The organism is Mycobacterium sp. BK086 (assembly GCA_004362315.1).
In the GTDB taxonomy this organism is placed as follows: Bacteria; Actinomycetota; Actinomycetes; order Mycobacteriales; family Mycobacteriaceae; genus Mycobacterium.
This window is the reverse complement of the sequence record SNWL01000003.1, coordinates 1,279,281-1,297,213: the sequence shown is the minus strand read 5'-3', so window position 1 is coordinate 1,297,213 and position 17,933 is coordinate 1,279,281. Positions and strand designations below refer to the sequence as shown.

Here is a 17,933-nt window from a genome sequence, read left to right as displayed (position 1 = left end):
GGGTCACTGCGGAGCCAGCGAGGCCGGGTCGAACCCTTCGACCCAGTACTCGGGCGTGATGATCGGCAGCCCGAGCTCTTGCAGTACGGGAGTGTCGTTCCAGTAGGTGGTTTCGCGCTCGATCTTGCCGTCGCTGTCGAGCTGGTGCCAGGTGATCCCGCGGGTGTGCAGCGACTTGCCGTCGGTTGGCACACCCCGATAGGTGGCCAGACCGTCGCCGGCCCAGTCCCACAGGATGACGACGGCGGGGTTGCCGTTCACGCCCGCCAGCTGGAACGCCTCGGTGGCGGTGAATCGGTGCCGCCCTACACCGTTACCGCTGTTGGTGTTGGCGAAGGGTGCCAGCCGGGGTGCCAGCTCGGCCTTGGTGATCGCGGTGTCGATCACGTGGTCGGAGTCGGCGTGATCGTCGTAGACCATGTCGTCGGCGTAGAGGGCGACCGCCGCGGCGGTATCCGAGGTCAGCGCGGTGACCCAGCGGTTGGCGTGGTCGGTGGCCAGGCTCATGTCAGGTGTTCCTTTCAGACCAGCGCCGGCGACTTGGCGACGGCGGTGGGATCGACGGGCAGTCCGAGGTCGCGTACCGCGGTGGCGGCGTCCCAGAAACTCTCTTCGCGCTTGATCCGTCCGTCGGTGTCGTAGATGTGGAAGGTGATGCCACGGGCCCCGGGAACGGTGCCGTTGGTGGGCACGCCGATGAACGCCCCGGCGGTCGGTGCTCGCCAGGTCCAGCGGTAGATGGCGGCCTTCTCATCTCCGACGACCTCGTCGATGCGGAAGTTGTTGATGCCGATGCCGTTCTCGGTGTCGGCGTTAGCGTAGGGCGCGAACACGCGCAGCAGCTCGTCCTTGGATGTGATCGACTGGCCGAGGATCGGGTCCTCGAACAGGAAGTCGTCGGCGTAGAGAGCGACGACAGCTTCGGCGCTCTCCCGGAACGCCTTCAGCCATTTGACGGCGAATGCGTGGCTCATGGACGGGTCTCCTTGCGGCTGGAAGCAGGTGCAACGACCCATCCGACGCTAGGCAGTGCGGGAGATGCGGACGACTACCACCGGGAGGAAACCGACTGCCCCAAGGGGGGAGAGGTTCCCCTGTCGTTGGAGCGAGTTACCCCCAGTGAGGGGTGTGCCCACGGCCTGCGCGGAGGCAGCATCGGCGTCACAGCGCCAATCGGATATGGAGAACGTGATGCTGAACCAGGACATGACGGACGAGGAGTTCGCCCCCTACTTCGCCAAGGCTCAGGAGGTCTCCCAGCTCTTCCGGGAGATCGGCCCGAAGTACGACCAGGAGAACACCTTCGCCTACCCGTCGATCGACGTGTTCAAGAAGTCGGGCTTGGCCGCCCTTCCGGTGCCGAAGGAGTTCGGCGGCCCGGGCGGCAACATCCTGCACGTGTCGAAGGTGGTGTCCGAGATGTCGCGGGGCGACTCGGCGATCACGCTGGCCTACAACATGCACTACATCATGGTCGGCATCGCCGGGAATCTGATGTCCGAGGAGCAGAACAAGTATTGGATGGGACGGGTCGCCGACGGCGACTTGGTCTTCGGCCCGTTTTCCGAGAAACGTGCCGGGTTCTCCGGGCTCGCCGACATGCGGGCCGTGCCGCAGCCCGGCGGTGGGTGGAAGCTCTACGGCAAGAAGACGTGGGGCACGCTGAGCGAGGCCGCCGACATCATCACCACCAATGCCACCGAGACCGACGCCGACGGGAACCTGCCGGACACGTTCGAAGGCCGGGTCGCCGCCGAGAAGCTCTTCATCGGTGACTTCAAGGTCGACGAGAACGGGATCGGCGACGGCGTGCGCATCGAGAAGACGTGGAACGCGCTCGGCATGCACGCCACCGGCACCCAGGTCATCCATTTCGACGGGTTCTTCATCCCTGAGGATGGTTTTGTATCACCCTGGCGCGCCGGCGCATTCGGTGTCCTGGAGTGGGCGTCGCTGATGTTCGCCAGCATCTACCTCGGCATGCAGTACCGCATTCTCGAGGAGTCGGTGGCCAAACTGTCCAAGAAGCACCTCGGCGCCACCTTCGGCGCGATCGTCGCGGCTGATACCGAGGTCAAGAACGTCGGCCACATCATCGATGGCATCGGCGACATGGCCACCCGGGTCCAGCTGTCCAAGCGCGTGGTCTACCAGACCTGTGAGGACCTGATCAACGGGCGCGACAAGGACTGGCAGCCGGAGCTGCGATTCCCCTACCTCGGTATCGCCAAGACCTTCACCTCCGAGAACGTCTTGTACATGTCGCGGAAGGCGATGAGCCTGGTGGGTGGTGAATCCTTCCGCAAGGGAACCATTTTCGAGCGTCTCTACCGGGACTCGGCCGCGTCGATGTTCCAGCCGCTCAACGCCGACCAGACCCAGACCTACATCGGCGAATTCCTGCTGAATACGGCCGCGGCCGCCAATCAGGCCTGATCGGCTCGCCTGATCCCCTCGACGACGGCCGCGCGGGTGGCCTCGTCGAGGGGATAGGGCGTGTACACGGTGAACCGGTCCACCAGGGAGCCGAAGCGGCGCACGATCTCGGCACCGACCTGCTTGGGCTCGCCGCAGACCGCGAAGGTCGACAACACCTCGTCGTCGATCAGTTCGGCCATTGCGATCCAGTCGCCGGCCTTGGACAACCGGTGCAATTCGGTATGCAGCTCGCCCCAGCCGTGCAGGTCGAGCACCGTCCGATACGCCGGAGTGGCGCCATAGAACGCGATCTGGCGCCGAACATGCTGTAGCGCAGCGACATAGCTCTGTTCGTCGGCAGCGGTGACGATCAAACCTGGATAGCAGACACTGAAGTCGGTGCGCTGTCGACCGGTCGCCCGCAGGCCGGCGTCGATCAGCGGCTGAGTCACGTCGGCGAGGTAGCGGGTGGTGGTGAACCCGTGCACCAGCAGGCCGTCGGCAAGCTCGGCTGCTACGGCGGTCATCTTCGGCCCCACAGCCGCCAGGACGACCCGGGGAGTGCCGAAGGGGTTGGGCTCCGGGCTGAACATCGGTGTCATGAGCGTGTGGCGGTAGTGCTCGCCGCGGAAGTCCAATTTCTCGTGGTTCTGCCAGCTGGCCCATATCGCGTGCAGCGCTTGGAGGTATTCCCGCATCCGCTCCGCCGGTGCCGACCATGGCATGCTGAACCGCCGCTCGATGTGAGCTTGGATCTGGGAGCCGAGGCCCAGGACGAACCGACCCTGACTGAAGGTGTTCAGGTCGTTGGCCACCGCGGCCATGGTCATCGGGCTGCGGGCGAAGGCGACCGCGACCGCGGTGCCGATCTGCAGTCCGGGAGCTGTCTGCGCAGCGATGGCCAAGGGCAGGAATGGATCTCGACTCACCTCGGTGGACCACACGCCGTCGAAACCGATTCGTTCCGCCTCTGTGATTTGTCCGGTGAGAACGCCGAAATCGGCACCGCCGGTTCCATCGGTACCGCCGCCGATATTGCTGTCTACGTACACGCCCGCAGCCTGGCATGGCCTGCGGTCCCAAACGTGCTCCTCACCCCCGAGTGGGGAGGTAAATCCTCCTCGGTGGATGTGTGGTGGCGGCCATCGCGGTCATAGCTTAGTGAGGAAACACTCACTGAGGAGCTGTCGAATGGGCCGAACGCCGACCGATGTCATGCAGCATGAGCTCAGCCTGGTGTGGCAGAACGTATTCACCTGGGCCAGCTGGGTAATCGTGCTCACGATGCTGATGATCGCCGTGTGGATGGGGCTCAAACAGCGCACCCCGTTCTACCTGATCGCCTGCTTGGCGGCGGGTCTGGCGGCATTCGCCGAACCGCTCTATGACGTCGCCTTCGATCTCTGGTTCTACGACGCGCACGCGGACGGCACACCGGGTGCGGGCCTGGTGCATTTCTCGGCATTCGCGGTACCCCAACCGAACTGGACGCACAGCGGCTACATCATCCTGTACGCCACCGCGTGCCTCTACGCCGGACGGCTGATCTACGACGGCCGGTTGAGCCGGCGCGGATTGTTCACCGTATGGGGGATCGAGATCGTTGGCTCGTGTGTCTTCGAAGTGACCGGCACCGCCACCAACGTCTACACCTACTACGGCCCTTACCTGGGACGGATCTGGAACTACCCCTTGGTGATTGGTGTCCTGGAAGGTACCCAGGTTGTGCTGTTCACCGTCGTCGCGGTTCTCGTCTGGCGCAAGGCCGCGACGAACTGGGGACTGCTGGGGTTGTTCATCGTCTTCCCCATGACATTCTTCGGCGCGAACTTCGGCCTGGGCGCCCCGGTGATCATCGCGATGCATCTCGACAACGGCCTGGCGACCCGGACGGTGATCGGTCTGGCGACGATCCTGTCCATCGTGTTGTGCGCCGTTGTCGTCAACGGGCTGAGTAGGTTTCTGCCCGACGAGGCGTCAGCCGCCGATGCCGAGCACCGCGCGGGCGGACTCGGTGAGCAGCATCCGCAACCGGTCCTCGGCTAGGCCGACGCCGTGGAACAGCGTTGACTGGATGGCCCCGATCGCCGCGTGCACGACGGTCCGTGCCTCGGCGTCGTTGAGATCGTCGCGCAGTTCGTCGACCAGATGGACCCACTCCTCGAGATACAGGCGTTGCTTGCGGCGAAGCCTGCGCTGATCCTCCTCGGGGAGATTGTTGATCTCGTTGTGATACACCTGCGCCAATTCCCGGTCGCCGACCACGAATTCGACCTGACCGGCGATCAATTGGCTCAGCGCGTCACCCAGGTCGCGGGTGGCGTCGAGGATCTCCTGCTCGTCGCGGAGTAAGTCGTCGATGACCCGGTCGAAGAGCGCCACCAGGACGGCTGACTTGCTGTCGAAATGGCGGTATACCCCGGAGCCGGTGATTCCTGCGGCAGCGCCGATTTCGGCGATGGACACCGCGTGGTAGCCCTTGCGGGCGACGAGGTCTGCCGCGGCGGTCAAAATGCGGGTCTTGCGTTCGGGGTCGCGAGTGCGAACGTGGGCGGGTGCCACACCACGCGAGTCAGCGCCGATCGTCCTCACCTCCCAATGTGTATGCCGATTCATTATGCATGGCCATTCACCTCTGCAATCGCATCGGCTGAGGTGAATACCGGCGCGCTACTGGCTGGGCGAGGTCAGGAGCCCGGCGGCAACAACATCGACTGCCACGAGTTGTCCTGCTTGGCGGGTTGGGCCAGGTCGGACTGGGTGTACTCACGCCCGTTGGGGCCGACGTACGTTCCGGTGGCGGGATCGTATTCGGCCACACCCACCAGCGCCGGCGGTGGTGGAGCGGTCGGCATTCCCAGTGGCGATTCCGGTGATCCCGGCGGTAACTGGGGGATCGCCTGACCGGTGCTGGTGGCGTTCGGATCGCCCTTCCAGTTGTAGCCGTCGTTGAGCGCGACGTACTGCTCGTTGCTCTCACACATTTTCACCGTCGGCGCCCGCTTACCCGGAACCGTCTCACACGGAATGTTGCGGGCCCCACGAACATTGAACGGGGAATCCTGCGGAGTACGGCAGTACAAGTCGCCTGCGGGTCGTTCCGGATAGTCGGTGAAGCTGGGAACCCGAGCCTGTTGGGCGGGCAGAAAGCCGGTGGTGCAGGCCGGCGGAAGATTGATGTTCAGATTGAACGACAAGTACTCGCCCCGGTAGGCCTGATTGGTGTTCGCGTTCGCCAGGAACGTTCCCTGGCCTTCGGATACGGCGTGGGGCAGCAACACGAGCAACTGCTCGATGTCGTTCTGATAGGTGACCGCAACCTGGCCGACGCTGGAGAGGTTGGACATGATGATCGGCAAGGTCGGCTTGATCCGGTCGAGCAGGCGTTGCGTTTCCGGAGAACTCACGATGATGCCGCCCTGGTCGATGAATCCGGCGACGGCGTCGTTCTCCTTCTCCAACTCGCCCGTCACCGTCGCCACGTGTGACGCCCAGGCCTGGATGGCGGCAGAGGTCTGGACCTGGGAATCCAGAACGGGTTTGGAGTTGTCGATGAGCGCGATGAGCGGGTCGAGATTCTTGCGGGCATCGATCGCCAAAGCTGTTGAGCCCTTGACGATATCGGCGAGCTGCGGACCCAGTCCGCCGACGGCGGTGTACGCCTCGTCGACCGCGGTCTTGAGGTTGTCCCTCGGAATCGCGTGCAGCCCGGAGTTGGCGGCGTCGAGCAACGAATTGATGTCCGGCGGAACCGACGTCTCGGAGAGCGGGATCATGTCGCCGTCCTTCAACGGGCGGGACGTGCCGTTGCGGGGGATCAGCTCGACGTATTGCTCGCCGATGGCTGACTGGCTGTGCACCTCCGCGCTGAGGTCGGAGGGAATGTCGATGCCGGATTTCAGTGACAATTGCGCTTCCACACCGGTATCGGTGAGCTGTACCGACTGCACGCGTCCCACCTCGACACCGCGGTAGGTGACGTTCCCGGTGCCGTACAGTCCACCGGTCTCGGGCAGTTGCATACTCACGGTGTAGCGGCCGACGCCGAAGACCTTTGCCGGCAGCTTGAGGAAGTACAGACTCATCAGGGCCACCGCGCTCAAGGCAATGACGGTGAAGATGGCGAGTTGGAACAGTATTCGCCGGCTGAGATGCATATCAGGGCCCCTGGTCGAAGCGGTACGGCGCGACCAACGGGTTGGTCTTGGTGTACGGACTGGGGAACTGGCCGATCGTGCGTCCCCATTGCATCTCGAGTTCGGTGAGATTGCCTTCCCAGCGGGTGCCGGTGAACAGACCCTGGTCGATGCGGCTGAGCGTGAGGTCGACGACGGCCGTCATGTTCGCGTAGTCGCCGCGCTGCCATTTCTCGATGGTCTCGTTGGGGAACGGGAACGTGAGAATGAGGGACAGGGCGCGGGTCATGCTGGGACCGGCATTGGCCAGTGACTCCAGCACCGGGCCAATGTCCTTGAGTTCCTTGACCAGATTCGCCTTGCTCCCGTCGACGGTGGTGATGACCAAGTCGGCGAACTTGCCCAGCCCGTCGGCTGCGTTGGCGAGGTTGTCGCGTTCGTTGTTGAGGACGGCGAGTGCCTCGGGGACAGTTTTGAGAGCCTTGTCCAGCACCGGTTGGCTGGCCGCGAACGTACCCGCCAGTGTGTTGAGGCTCTCGGTGGCGGCGATGATGTCGTCGGTCTGGTCGTTGAGATTGGCCGTGAACCGGTCGATTTCGCCGATGATGCTGCGCAGGTCCTGCTCGCGCCCCCGGAATGCCGTGCTGAACGCCTCGGTGATGTCCTGGATCTGGCCGAGTCCGCCACCGTTGAGCACCGTGGACACGGCGGCGAGGGTTTGCTCGACAGTGGGGTAGGACTGCGAGTTCGCCAGCGGGATCAGCGATCCGTCGTGAAGCCGGCCCTGCGGGGGTGTGGTGGCCGGTGCGCTGAGCTCGATGTGCTGGGAGCCGAGGATCGAGGTCAACCCGATCTTGGCAATCGCATTCGCCGGCAGCACGACATCGCCGTTGAGGCGCATTGTGACCAGCGCGTGCCAGCCCTTGAGTTCGATCTTGGTGATATGGCCGACCGTCGCATCACCGACACGAACCCGCGAGTTGGGCTGAATGTTGTTGATATCGGGCATTTCTGCCTCGATGGTGAACGAACCGGGCCCGTTGCCCTCAGTGCCGGGGAGCGACAGGGAGTTCAGACCCTGCCAATTCTTCAGCCCGCAGCCCGATGTGCCCGCCGCCAGGGCGAGGATCACCGAGACGGCGACCGCTGCGCGATACGGCCGCCTCACGAGCCACCGCCGGTCGGGGCCATCATTCCGGTCAATCCGGCAGACGGATTCGTGGAGACGGTCGTCGTATCCGGGGGCGCGCCTTCCGCGGCCAGCGGGGTCTGCGGGGCCGGTGCCGGCGACGCAGGTGCGGCCGGAGGCGGGGCATAGTCCGGGCGCAGCCAGTCCTCGCTGTAGGTCACTTCATTGGGCCGGGCCTGCGCGCCGACGAGGAAGTTCTCGCCGATCGGTGGGAAGTTGAACTGCCGGTTCTTGATGATCGGCGCCAGGTATTGCACACACAACTTGGACGACTGCTCGGCGCCCAGCCGGGACGCGGCCTGAATTGCACCGCACAGGAACGAGATCGGGTTGGCGAAGTTGTTGACCGCGAGCGCGCCGGTGAACGCGCCGTTGGACGCCTCGTAGATGTTGGTGAAGTTGGCCACGGTCGTCGGCGCGATGTGCAACGTCTGCTTGATGTCGTCGAGGCTCTCGTTGAGCGCGGTGCTGATCGAGGCCAGTTTGTCGGTAGTGGTGCCGATGGTCTCGCCGGTGTCGTCGATGAATGTCTTCACGTCCCCGATGACCGCGTTCATCTGAGCGAAGGCGTCCCCGATCTTGGTTGGGTCATTGGCGAGCAGGCCCGTCACCGAAGCCAGGTTCTCGTTGAGCGCGCCGAGCAGGTCGCTGCTGCCACGCAGCGCTGTCACGAGGATCGAGAGATTTCTGAATGTCGCGAAGATGTCGCCACTGTGATCGCCCAGCGCTGACATCGCCTGGGACAGTTTGATGATCGTGTCGCGGATGTTGCCGCCCTCGCCGCGCAGGTTGTCCGCGGCGGTGTTGATGAACGATCCGAGTGTGCTCACCCCGCCCGGCGCCGTGGGCTTGAGCAGCTCGGTGAGCCGCTGCAACTGGACGCGCACCTGATCCCACTCCACCGGAACGACCGTGCGATTGCGGGGGATGACGGCACCGTCGCGCATGGCGGCACCGCCGGTGTACACCGGAGTCAACTGAATAGCACGCCCAGTGACCAACATCGGCGACAGGATCGCCGCTTTGGCATCGACGGGAACCTTGTACTTGCGGTCGTACCAGAATGAGATCTTCACCCCGTCGGGTTGTGGCTCGACACTGGCCACCTGACCGACCGGCACACCGAGGATGCGCACATCGTCACCGGGGAAAAGCGCTGTGCTGTTGTCGAAGTAGCCGACCACCTCGATCCGGTCGGCCCGGTTGTATGCGCGCAGGGCCAGCAGCGACCCCGCGACAAGGACGAGTACCAGAACGGCCGCCAGCACCGTGCGCGGCTTACGCAGCTTCGTCACTGTTGTCCTCCTTGTCCTTCACCGGGTGCCGGCACGAAGAAGGGCGCCTGGACGGGGTCGGGAACAGAAGCGATCCCGGGCGGTGACACGGCCGGTGGGCCCGGCGGCGGTCCACCAGGGGGCGGCGCGGGCAGCGGCTCACGATAGGGGTAGCGCGGGTCGCCCGGGTTGCCGGTGATCGCGTCCGGCAGGTTCAGATGCGGCTCGCCACCCTGGCCGGTCCGCGGATACGGCACCGGAAGCGCGGGCGTACCCGGCTGGCCCACTTGAGGATCGGTGCGTAGCGACGGTAGCAGGGTGGCCGGATCGAGGCCGAGGTCGGAGAAGGCGGCGTCGATGAACGGCTGCACGAACTGTCCGGGGAAGAGGTTGACGAGGTAGGCCTTGAAGAACGGGCCCGAGGACACCGACTCACCCAGCGACATGGCGTAGGCATTGAGGCGCTTGATGGCGTCCTGCACCTTGGCCTTGCGGTCGTCGACGATGGTCAGCACCCCGTTGAGCTTCTCCAGTGCTGGCTTGAGCGTGGTGCGGTTCTCGGCGATGAACTCCTTGAGCTGCTGGGAGACTCCGGAGATGTTGCGCCAGATGCGATCCAGCGATTGGCTCTGTGTCTGCAGGGCGACCAGAAGTGAGTTGGTCTGTCGCACCAGGTCGACGATCTGGTCGGTGCGCTTGGCCAGCACATCAGTGGTCTTGGCCGCATTGGCCAGCAGGTTGCGTAATTGGGCGTCCTGCTTGTTGAGGATGTCGGCGAATCGGGCCACCCCGGCCACCGCGTTGTGCAGATCCGGTGGAGTATGAGCAAACGTTTCTGCCATCGTGGCAAGCGAATCCGACAGCTGGTCGGTATTGAGGCCGCTGATCGTCGTCGTCAGATCGCCCAGCGCGTCCGGCAATTGATAGGGCGAGGTGGTGCGATCGAGCGGAATCGGGCCGGACAGCTCGCCATCGCCCCGGGGGATGACGTCGAGCATCTTGGTGCCCAGCAGACCCTTGGTCTTGATCGCCGCCACTGTGCGCTCACCGAGATGCACGTCGCCGTTGATACGGAAGGTCACCAGAACCTGCGGACCGGACAGCTCGATGTCGGACACCTTGCCCACAGGAAGCCCCGACACTTCCACCCCTGCACCCGTGAACAATCCGCCGGCGTCGGCGAAGTACGCCGAGTAGTTGTGGCCAGGATTGAGGAACGGCAACTTCTGCCAGTTCAGCGCCGCCATCACGACGCCGCTGATGACGACGGCGCCAATGACGCCGAGAACAAACGGATTACGTTCGGAGAAGGATTTCACTTGGGCGTGCACCGCCCGGTGTCCTGGCCGGCCACCTTGACGAAAACCGGTTGCCCGCCTTTGCCGTTGACCTTGAGAACGAGATCGCACAAGTAGAAGCTGAAGAAATCGCCGTACATGCCCTGGCGACCCAACGCGCGGTACTTGTCGGGGAGCGTGTCGATCAGCTTCTCCAGGTACTCATGGTCGGCGACGGCGATCGAGGAGACCCGGTCGGTCTCCTGGACCACCTTCTGGAACGGCCCGCGCGCCTGCGTCAGCAGGTCGGCCACCGTCGCGGCGGCCGCGTTGGTACTGGCGAAGGCATTGGCGATATCCGTACGACGGGCGTTGAGCCCGTCGACCAACCCGGACAGATTCGTGACGGCCTTGTCCAGTTGCGCGCTTTGGCTACCCAGGGAGCCCAACACCGCGTTCAGGTTGGTGATCACCTCGCTGATCAATTTGTCGCGGTCGGCCAGAGTGTTGGTGAACACGGCGGCCTGGCTCAGGAACGAGCCGATGGTGGCACCCTGCCCCTGTAAGGCCTGATTGAGTTGGCCACTCAGCGCATTGACCTGCTCGGGGCTGAGCGCGCGGAACAAGGGCTTGAATCCGCCGATGACGGAATCCAGATCCAGGGCGGGCGCGGTGCGGTCCACCGGGATGGTCTGGCCGGGCTGCAGGCGCTTCACCCCGCCGGTTCCCTCATCGAGAGCGAGGAAGCGGCCGCCGATCACGTTGTCGTAGCGGATGATTGCTCGCGTTCCCTCGGTGAGCATCACCGCGTCGTTGGCGGAGAACTCGACACGCACCGTCGCGTCCCGCTCGATCGCGATGTCCTCGACCTTGCCCACCTCGACTCCGGCGATACGCACGAAGTCACCCTTCTTCAGGCCGGTGACATTGGTGAACACGGCGTTGTAGGTGGTACCGCCGCCGAACCGGAACTGTGCGAACACCGCGAGCAGAGCGAAAGCCCCGAACAGGCAGACCGTCAGGAAGATGCCGAGTCGCCAGACTGTGCCCTTGAGGTCGTCCTTCACGGCTGATCTCCTGTCGGTGGCCCCGGCTGTGGTTGTGCTGCAGCAGGATCCGGTGCTGGTGCCGGTGGCACACCCGGCCACAGCGGGGTGCCGTCCGGCCCGTACCAGGCCGCGCCGTAGGGCGGCATGCCCGGGGGCACGACCGGACCGGGAGCGGGCCCCGGCAGGCACTGACGAATGCTCGGCTGCTTCGGTGTGGCGCGGGTGACCGGGAACCAGTCGGCCCAACAGGGATGTCCGAGGCCGGGATTGGGCCGGATGTCCAGGCCGGTGCCCCAGCCGGTGTTGGTCACCAGTTGGCGGACGGGGAAGTTCTTGGTGGGATCGGGCATCGATCCGCAGCCCGGCTTGCCGCCCGGCCCGCCCTTGGCCGCCACGATCGGCAGGTTGTCCGGGTACTGGTACGGGTCGTTGCCCAGCAGCAGGGCGATGTCGTACACGGCAGACTTCCCGTCTTTCCCGCCCCACGCTTCATAGCCGCCGTGGTCCAGCGTCCAGGTCGCGCCTTGCAGCCAGCAGGTGTAGACGGGGTTGTACTTCATCAGCAGTGCGGTCGTGGGCTCCAGCGTGTTCACCGCCTGCACCAGTTTGTCGCCGCTGGTACCGAGGAGCTCCTGGCCGGACTGGGTGAAGCCGATCGTGTTGAGCAACAACGTGTCCAGTGCCTGGGCGCGATCGGCGATCGTCTTGCTGACCGTGGTTCCGGAGTTGAGGATTGCCACGATGTCGGGGGCTGCGGCTGCGTAGGTGTCGTTGAATTTCTTGAACGATCTCCAGTCGTCGCGGATGGTGTCGCTGCGATCGTTGAGTGCCTTCAGTACCTGATTGAGGTCGGTGGTGGCCTCACCCATGCGTGGTCCCTGCCCGCGCACGCCGTCGGCAACGGCAGTCAGCACCGCGTTCAGCTTCGCGGGGTCGACCATGTCGAGAAGGTTCACCACATTCTCGAAGACGGTGTTGACCTCGGTGGTGACATTGGCCGACCGCAGAACCGTTCCGGCGGCCAGCCGCTGCGGGCTGGGCTCGGACGGATAGACCAGGTCGACGAATTTGGACCCGAACGCCGTTGTGGATTTGATCTGAGCTCCGACATTGGCTGGGATATAGCGGATCTGGTCGGGCTCGATCTCCAGGCGCAGGCTGGTGTCGCCCTGCCCGCCGTCGATACCGCTGACCCGGCCGACCTGGACCCCACGCATCTTCACCTTCGCGCCGGTTTCCATCACCAGCCCGGACCGGTCCGATGTCAGCGTGACAGGAACGTAAGACCGGAACGTTCCCGCGAATGCCGTTGTCGTCACAAAGAAGAACGCGCCGATGGCCACCAGCAGGATGACGGTCCACCAGCCGTCCGAAAGGCGGCTCTCACCAGGTCGGTCTTCCATCGTTACCCGGCGAGGTTGAAGTTGCCGGACTGGCCGTACACGGCGAGCGAGATCATCACGATCTCCACCGCGGCCACCACCATGGACGTTCGGACTGCGCGGCCAACCGCCTCGCCAACACCCGCGGGCCCGCCCTTGGCGGTGAATCCGTAATAGGTGTGCACCAGCATGATCACGATCGTCATCGCGACTGATTGCATGAACGACCAGATGACGTCGGTCGGGTTGAGGAAGGTGTTGAAGTAATGGTCGTAGACACCCGATCCCTGTCCGTAGATGGCGACAGTCCCGGTCCGGGCGGCGAGGAAAGCCATCATGACCGCGATGCAGTACAGCGGGATCACCACGATGACCCCGGCCAGCACCCGGGTGGAGGCCAGGTAGGTGACGGAGCGGATCCCGATGACCTCCAGTGCGTCGATCTCCTCGTTGATCCGCATCGCGCCGAGCTGGGCCGTGGCGCCGGCGCCGATGGTCGCCGACAGAGCCACTGAGACGGTGCCGGGCACGATGAGCCGCACGTTGAAGAACGCCGACGCGAAACCGGTCAGGGCCTCGAAACCGACTGAGGACAGCTGGTTATAGCCCTGAACGGCGACCAGAGCGCCGGTGGTCATCGTCAAGAAGCCCACGATCGCCACGGTGCCGCCGACGACTGCGAGTGCTCCGGCCCCGAGCCCCATCTGCGCGATCAACCGCAGCAGCTCCTTGCGGTAGCGGGTCACCGCTTCCGGGATCGCCGCCAGTGTCGTGGCGTAGAACCGGGTTTGGGCTCCGATGCGGTTCCAGCTCCCGGCTACACCTTGCAGGCTGTCCGCCAGCCTGGGATGCAATCTGCTTGGCGCATTGGCACTCACCGGTCGGCCCTCACGAGACGGTGAACTGGATGCCGACGGCTGTCACGATGACGTTGATCGCGAACAGCACCATGAACGTGAACACGACGGTTTCGTTGACGGCGTTCCCCACGCCCGCCGGACCGCCACCGACGGAAATGCCCTTGTAGCAGGCGATGAGGCCCGCGGCGAGGCCGAAAAGTGTTGCCTTGGTGAGCGAGACGATCACATCGCCCATGCCGGTCAACAAGGTCAACCCCGCCGCGAACGCGCCGGGTGAGACGTGCTGGATGTACACGCAGAAGATGTAGGCACCGGTCAGTCCGGCCAGGATGACCGTCGCCGAAAGTGCCAGTGCCACAGTGGTTGCCGCCAGGACTCGGGGAACGACCAGGGCCTGGATCGGGTTGATTCCCATCACCCGCAGCGCGTCGAGTTCTTCGCGAATGGTGCGGGCGCCGAGGTCGGCACACATTGCGGTGGCTCCGGCCCCGGAGACGACCAGCACCGTCACGATGGGGCCGATCTGGTTGACGGTGCCGATTGCGGCGCCGGTACCGGAGAAGTCGGTTGCCCCGAATTCGCCGAGCAGGATATTGAACGTGAACACCAGCAGCACCGAGTAGGGCAGCGTGAGCATGAGAGCGGGAAGCACCGACACCCTCGCGACGAACCAGGTCTGCAACAAGTACTCACGCCAGGCGAATGGCGGCCGGAACATCGCCATCAAGGTGTCCAGCGACATGCCGATGAACCCGCCGAACGCGCGCACGGGCTTGGCTAGGGGATATGTCGCGGTCACGAGATGCCGCCAGGTGCCGATGGAGTCGGCGGCCCGGGTTCAACGATGACGACCGACGGCATGGCGGAACGCTATCGTGAGCGTTGCTACACCTGCTGCTCCTCGATGGGGGCGAATTTCTACCCCCAAAGAGTTAGCGGCCGATCACTTCGCCCGCCTGACTCGGGTTTGACCAGCACCACGGCGCCGTTCGTCCGTGGAATCGCGTTGGGCCCGGGGGAGGGCCGAATCCCTAGCGCCGGCGCCCACCGCAACCCCCGGCCGAATCACCTTGGGGTTTGCTGAACGTCAGCGGGGCTGGCCGCCCGGCAGACGGACCACCTGGACGAAGAACTCGTCGATCTGGCGGACCGCACTCATGAACTGGTCGAGGTCGACCGGCTTGGTCACATACGCGTTGGCATGCAGCTTGTAACTGCGCAGGATGTCTTCTTCCGCCGACGAGGTGGTCAGCACCACGACGGGAATGGAGCGCAGGTCGTCGTCGGACTTGATCTTCTCGAGGAGTTGGCGCCCGTCGTACTTGGGCAGGTTCAGGTCGAGCAGGATCAGATCGGGCCGGGTGGCGTTCGTGAACTGGCCGCGCCGATACAGGTAGTCCAGCCCTTCCTCGCCGTCGTGCACGACGTGCAGGGTGTTCTTGAGCTTGTTGTGCTCGAACGCCTCCCGGGTGATCAATTCGTCACCGGGATCGTCCTCGACGAGTAGGACATCGATCGCGCGACCGTTGTCGGTCATGAAGCGGTTCCTTCCAATTGGGGCTGAAGCTCGGATGCGGTGATGGCGGGCAGCGTGAACCGGAAGCGCGTTCCGTCCTCGTAGGACGTGTCGATCCAGATGCTGCCGCCGTGGTGTTCGACGATTTTCTTGACCAGTGCCAGTCCGATTCCGGTGCCGGCGTAGGCATCCTTGCCGTGCAGTCGCTGAAATATCACGAACACCTTGTCGACGAACTCGTCGGCGATGCCGATTCCGTTGTCGGAGAAGGTGAACATCCACTGCCCTTCCTGTTCTCCCGTAGCGGGTTCGCAGGTGATGGCGATGCGGGGGGCCTGGTTTTCGCGGCGGAACTTGACGGCGTTGCTCACGAGGTTCTGCCACAGCATGATCAGCAGCGTCGGATCGCCCATCACCCGTGGGAGTGGCTGTGGGCGCGTGATTTCGGCACCGGTTTCCTCGATCGAGGTGGATACATTGGCGATCGCCTCGTCCAGCACGGTGTCGAGGTTCACCTTCACCTGGGTGGCGTTGAGCCGGCCGACGCGGGAGAACGTCAGTAGGTCATTGATCAGGATCTGCATGCGCTTGGCGCCGTCGACCGCGAAATCGATGTATTGCTGGCCGCGTTCGTCGAGCTGATCGCCGTACCGCTTCTCCAGCAGCTGGCAGAACGAGGCGACCTTGCGCAGTGGCTCCTGCAGATCGTGCGAGGCGACGTAGGCGAATTGTTCGAGTTCGGCGTTCGACCGACGCAGCTCGCCGGCCTGTTCGTCCAGCATTGCGCGGGCCGCGCTGGACGCGTCGAGTTCGTCGACGATCCGTTGCCGCATGTCCTCGACGTCGGCGGCGATGGCACGAATGTCCTTGGGGCCCTCGGGAACGATGTGCTGACCGAAGCTGCCGTTGGTGATCCGGCGGCACGCCGCGGCCAGCGCGTCGAGCGGACGGGTGACCGCGTTGCGCACCAGGATCGTGATCACCAACCCGGTGATGATGAAGGTCGCGATCACCACGCCCAAGGCCCGATCGCGCCAGGCCCGAGCGGTGTCGAGCTGTGTCACGGCGTCGTTTCGGGCGGTCGCCAGATGAGTGTTCTGGGAATCGAAAAGGGCTCTCAGAGAGTCGAATTTCGACTTCCCGGCCTCGGCATCCGCTTTCGTCACCACACTGGGTGACCCCGGCGTCACGCTGGCGATCAGCGGTTCGGCATACCCGGAACGCCACGTCGCCGCGGCTTGTTCGATCGCGTCCAGATCGCCGATCAGCTCGGGGCGGCCGGCCAGCTGGCCTCGAATGGCTTGCGCAGCAGTCTGTTCGGCTTTCTGGCCGTCGTAGTACGGCGTCAGGAACTGTCCGTCGGCGGCGATGACGTAACCGCGTACCGCGGTCTCCTGGTCGCGCAGTGCAGCCTGCAGCCGATAGGCGGCGACGCGGGCGGGCTGAATGTTGTCGATGAGCTGGCGGCTGGTCTCGTCGGTGCGGTTGAGCAGCACCGCCGCGATCACCGCGCCGCCGAGTACTACGACCCCGACCACCACCAGCACGACGCTGAGCCAGCCTCGTACTGTCAGACCAGACAGGCGGGTGCCTGCCACCTCTTTCATCAGCGAGTCCGCTCCACGCGCAGCACCGCGATGTCGTCGCTGATCCCGCCGTGTGACAGCGCGCAGGCTTCCGCGGCCTCGATCAGGGACTTGACGAACTCGGGACCGGGCAGCGTCGCGATCGAACGGGCCAGCTCCAGCAGACCGTCCTCGCCCAGACGCTGATTGCCGACACCGGAATAGCCTTCGAACAGGCCATCGGTGAGCAGCACCAGCGCGTGGCCGTCGGGCAACTCCAACTCGTTCTGCGGCCATTGCTGCGCGCCGAGTCCCAACGCCGGTCCCGCCGGCGGTTCGAGCCATTCGACGGTGCCCGGCCCGTGCAGCAGCATGCCGGGGTGGCCCGCGCGCACCGCGGTGAAGCCCCGACCATCGGGCCACAGCGCCACACTGAGCACCGTCGCGAAGATACCCGCGCCGGCTCGCTCGGCCCGCAGGATCTGCTCGAGTCGGCGCATCCGCTCATTGCCGCGAAGTCCGGCGAAAGTGAAGGCGCGCCACGCAATTCGCAATGCGGCACCCAGCGCCGCCTCGTCGGGGCCGTGGCCGGCCACATCACCGACCATGACGTGCACGGTGCCGTCGGGCGTCTGGACCATGTCGTAGAAGTCGCCGCCCAGCAGGGCGTTCTCCCGGCTGGGCCGGTACTGGGTGACGATCTCGACCCCGGGGTCCTCGTTGAGCAGCGGCAGCGGAAGTAGGGCCCGCTCGAGCCGGGCGTTCTCCTGGGCTCGCACCTGAGTGGTGTGCAGGTCGACCGCGGTCAACTCCGCCCGCTTGCGCTCGATGGCATAAAGCAGCGAGCGGTGCAGGGTCTCGGGCTCGACGTGACCCTTGACGAGGTAATCCTGGGCTCCGGAGGCCATCGCCGACATGCCGAAGTGCTCGTCGTTGAGACCGGTGAGCACCACGATCGGCAGTGTGGCGTCGAGTTTGGTGACGCGGTCGACCGCGGAGATACCGTTCGCGTCCGGCAGGTTGAGATCCAGCAGGACGCAGTCCGGCCGGCCAACGGCCAGCTTCTCCTCGGCAATGGCGATCGAGGCTGCCCACTCGACCGTGATGTCCGCGCCCGCGTCGTCGATCAACTCTTCGACCAGGATGGCGTCACCGCGATCGTCTTCGATCAGCAGCAGCGAAATCGGTCGCTTGTTGGCGCCGGCAAAGCCGGACGGGTTGAGCACCTCAGGGTGATAGGGGGCGCGCATGGGCCATCAGATCCTCA

17 protein-coding genes are annotated in these 17,933 nt (G+C 64.8%); 2 read left to right on the top strand and 15 right to left on the bottom strand.

From position 1 onward, the window contains the following. Positions 1 to 3: 3 nt before the first annotated feature. Complete coding sequence (locus EV580_RS06315) at positions 4 to 507, bottom strand: ketosteroid isomerase-related protein (protein WP_133690207.1); 504 nt, start codon at positions 505 to 507, stop codon at positions 4 to 6. A 14-nt stretch (positions 508 to 521) separates the two neighbouring features. Beyond that, complete coding sequence (locus EV580_RS06310; RefSeq protein WP_133690206.1) at positions 522 to 974, bottom strand: ketosteroid isomerase-related protein; 453 nt, start codon at positions 972 to 974, stop codon at positions 522 to 524. 217 nt (positions 975 to 1,191) lie between these two features. On the opposite strand from EV580_RS06310, the gene EV580_RS06305 reads away from it, so the two are divergent. Then, positions 1,192 to 2,436, top strand: a complete 1,245-nt coding sequence (locus tag EV580_RS06305; RefSeq protein ID WP_133690205.1) for an acyl-CoA dehydrogenase family protein — start codon at positions 1,192 to 1,194, stop codon at positions 2,434 to 2,436. Here the strand turns inward: EV580_RS06305 and EV580_RS06300 are convergent. Then, positions 2,427 to 3,470: an LLM class F420-dependent oxidoreductase gene (locus EV580_RS06300; RefSeq protein ID WP_133690204.1), complete on the bottom strand. Its 1,044-nt coding sequence runs from the start codon at positions 3,468 to 3,470 to the stop codon at positions 2,427 to 2,429. The two genes, EV580_RS06305 and EV580_RS06300, sit on opposite strands and share 10 nt — an antisense overlap. A 139-nt stretch (positions 3,471 to 3,609) precedes the next feature. Between EV580_RS06300 and EV580_RS06295 the strand changes: the two genes are divergently transcribed. Continuing rightward, entirely contained in the window at positions 3,610 to 4,464 is an 855-nt protein-coding gene (locus tag EV580_RS06295; protein WP_133690203.1) for a hypothetical protein, read from the top strand. On the opposite strand, the gene EV580_RS06290 is transcribed toward EV580_RS06295, so the two are convergent. From EV580_RS06290 to EV580_RS06235, 12 genes are all read right to left on the bottom strand, one after another. Further along, positions 4,396 to 5,010, bottom strand: a complete 615-nt coding sequence (locus tag EV580_RS06290) for a TetR/AcrR family transcriptional regulator (protein ID WP_133690202.1) — start codon at positions 5,008 to 5,010, stop codon at positions 4,396 to 4,398. The two genes, EV580_RS06295 and EV580_RS06290, sit on opposite strands and share 69 nt — an antisense overlap. Positions 5,011 to 5,105: 95 nt before the next feature. Next, positions 5,106 to 6,575 carry an MCE family protein gene (locus tag EV580_RS06285; RefSeq protein ID WP_133690201.1) on the bottom strand — a complete coding sequence of 490 codons (1,470 nt, stop codon included), beginning with the start codon at positions 6,573 to 6,575 and terminating at the stop codon, positions 5,106 to 5,108. Between the two features lies 1 nt (position 6,576). Continuing rightward, positions 6,577 to 7,722, bottom strand: coding sequence for a virulence factor Mce family protein (locus EV580_RS06280; protein ID WP_133690200.1), 1,146 nt, complete (start codon positions 7,720 to 7,722; stop codon positions 6,577 to 6,579). Continuing rightward, positions 7,719 to 9,038: an MCE family protein gene (locus EV580_RS06275; protein ID WP_133690199.1), complete on the bottom strand. Its 1,320-nt coding sequence runs from the start codon at positions 9,036 to 9,038 to the stop codon at positions 7,719 to 7,721. Before EV580_RS06275 ends, EV580_RS06280 begins: the two co-directional genes overlap by 4 nt. Beyond that, the gene (locus EV580_RS06270; protein ID WP_133690198.1) at positions 9,035 to 10,348 is read right to left on the bottom strand and encodes an MCE family protein; all 1,314 of its coding nucleotides are present in this window, start codon (positions 10,346 to 10,348) and stop codon (positions 9,035 to 9,037) included. The genes EV580_RS06275 and EV580_RS06270 overlap by 4 nt, the downstream gene beginning before the upstream one ends. Then, complete coding sequence (locus tag EV580_RS06265) at positions 10,333 to 11,361, bottom strand: MCE family protein (protein ID WP_133690197.1); 1,029 nt, start codon at positions 11,359 to 11,361, stop codon at positions 10,333 to 10,335. The genes EV580_RS06270 and EV580_RS06265 overlap by 16 nt, the downstream gene beginning before the upstream one ends. Then, positions 11,358 to 12,746 (bottom strand): MCE family protein, encoded by a 1,389-nt coding sequence (locus EV580_RS06260; protein ID WP_133690196.1) that lies wholly within the window; start codon positions 12,744 to 12,746, stop codon positions 11,358 to 11,360. The genes EV580_RS06265 and EV580_RS06260 overlap by 4 nt, the downstream gene beginning before the upstream one ends. 2 nt (positions 12,747 to 12,748) lie before the next feature. Next, complete coding sequence (locus EV580_RS06255) at positions 12,749 to 13,603, bottom strand: ABC transporter permease (protein ID WP_133690195.1); 855 nt, start codon at positions 13,601 to 13,603, stop codon at positions 12,749 to 12,751. 10 nt (positions 13,604 to 13,613) lie between these two features. Further along, a complete protein-coding gene (locus EV580_RS06250) occupies positions 13,614 to 14,327 on the bottom strand; it encodes an MlaE family ABC transporter permease (protein WP_133691065.1) in 714 nt (237 codons plus the stop codon). A gap of 345 nt (positions 14,328 to 14,672) precedes the next feature. Then, positions 14,673 to 15,122: a response regulator gene (locus tag EV580_RS06245; RefSeq protein ID WP_133690194.1), complete on the bottom strand. Its 450-nt coding sequence runs from the start codon at positions 15,120 to 15,122 to the stop codon at positions 14,673 to 14,675. Then, the gene (locus EV580_RS06240) at positions 15,119 to 16,708 is read right to left on the bottom strand and encodes a sensor histidine kinase (RefSeq protein WP_133690193.1); all 1,590 of its coding nucleotides are present in this window, start codon (positions 16,706 to 16,708) and stop codon (positions 15,119 to 15,121) included. The genes EV580_RS06245 and EV580_RS06240 overlap by 4 nt, the downstream gene beginning before the upstream one ends. Beyond that, positions 16,708 to 17,916, bottom strand: coding sequence for a PP2C family protein-serine/threonine phosphatase (locus EV580_RS06235; protein WP_133690192.1), 1,209 nt, complete (start codon positions 17,914 to 17,916; stop codon positions 16,708 to 16,710). Before EV580_RS06235 ends, EV580_RS06240 begins: the two co-directional genes overlap by 1 nt. Positions 17,917 to 17,933 lie beyond the last annotated feature (17 nt).

Excerpts from the sequence above, each read along its gene's own strand:
- EV580_RS06315 (WP_133690207.1), bottom strand. The coding sequence starts at position 507 with ATGAGCCTGGCCACCGACCACGCCAACCGCTGGGTCACCGCGCTGACC.
- EV580_RS06310 (WP_133690206.1), bottom strand. The coding sequence starts at position 974 with ATGAGCCACGCATTCGCCGTCAAATGGCTGAAGGCGTTCCGGGAGAGC.
- EV580_RS06305 (WP_133690205.1), top strand. The coding sequence starts at position 1,192 with ATGCTGAACCAGGACATGACGGACGAGGAGTTCGCCCCCTACTTCGCC.
- EV580_RS06295 (WP_133690203.1), top strand. The coding sequence starts at position 3,610 with ATGGGCCGAACGCCGACCGATGTCATGCAGCATGAGCTCAGCCTGGTG.
- EV580_RS06285 (WP_133690201.1), bottom strand. The coding sequence starts at position 6,575 with ATGCATCTCAGCCGGCGAATACTGTTCCAACTCGCCATCTTCACCGTC.
- EV580_RS06260 (WP_133690196.1), bottom strand. The coding sequence starts at position 12,746 with ATGGAAGACCGACCTGGTGAGAGCCGCCTTTCGGACGGCTGGTGGACC.
- EV580_RS06250 (WP_133691065.1), bottom strand. The coding sequence starts at position 14,327 with ATGTCGCTGGACACCTTGATGGCGATGTTCCGGCCGCCATTCGCCTGG.
- EV580_RS06245 (WP_133690194.1), bottom strand. The coding sequence starts at position 15,122 with ATGACCGACAACGGTCGCGCGATCGATGTCCTACTCGTCGAGGACGAT.
- EV580_RS06240 (WP_133690193.1), bottom strand. The coding sequence starts at position 16,708 with ATGAAAGAGGTGGCAGGCACCCGCCTGTCTGGTCTGACAGTACGAGGC.
- EV580_RS06235 (WP_133690192.1), bottom strand. The coding sequence starts at position 17,916 with ATGCGCGCCCCCTATCACCCTGAGGTGCTCAACCCGTCCGGCTTTGCC.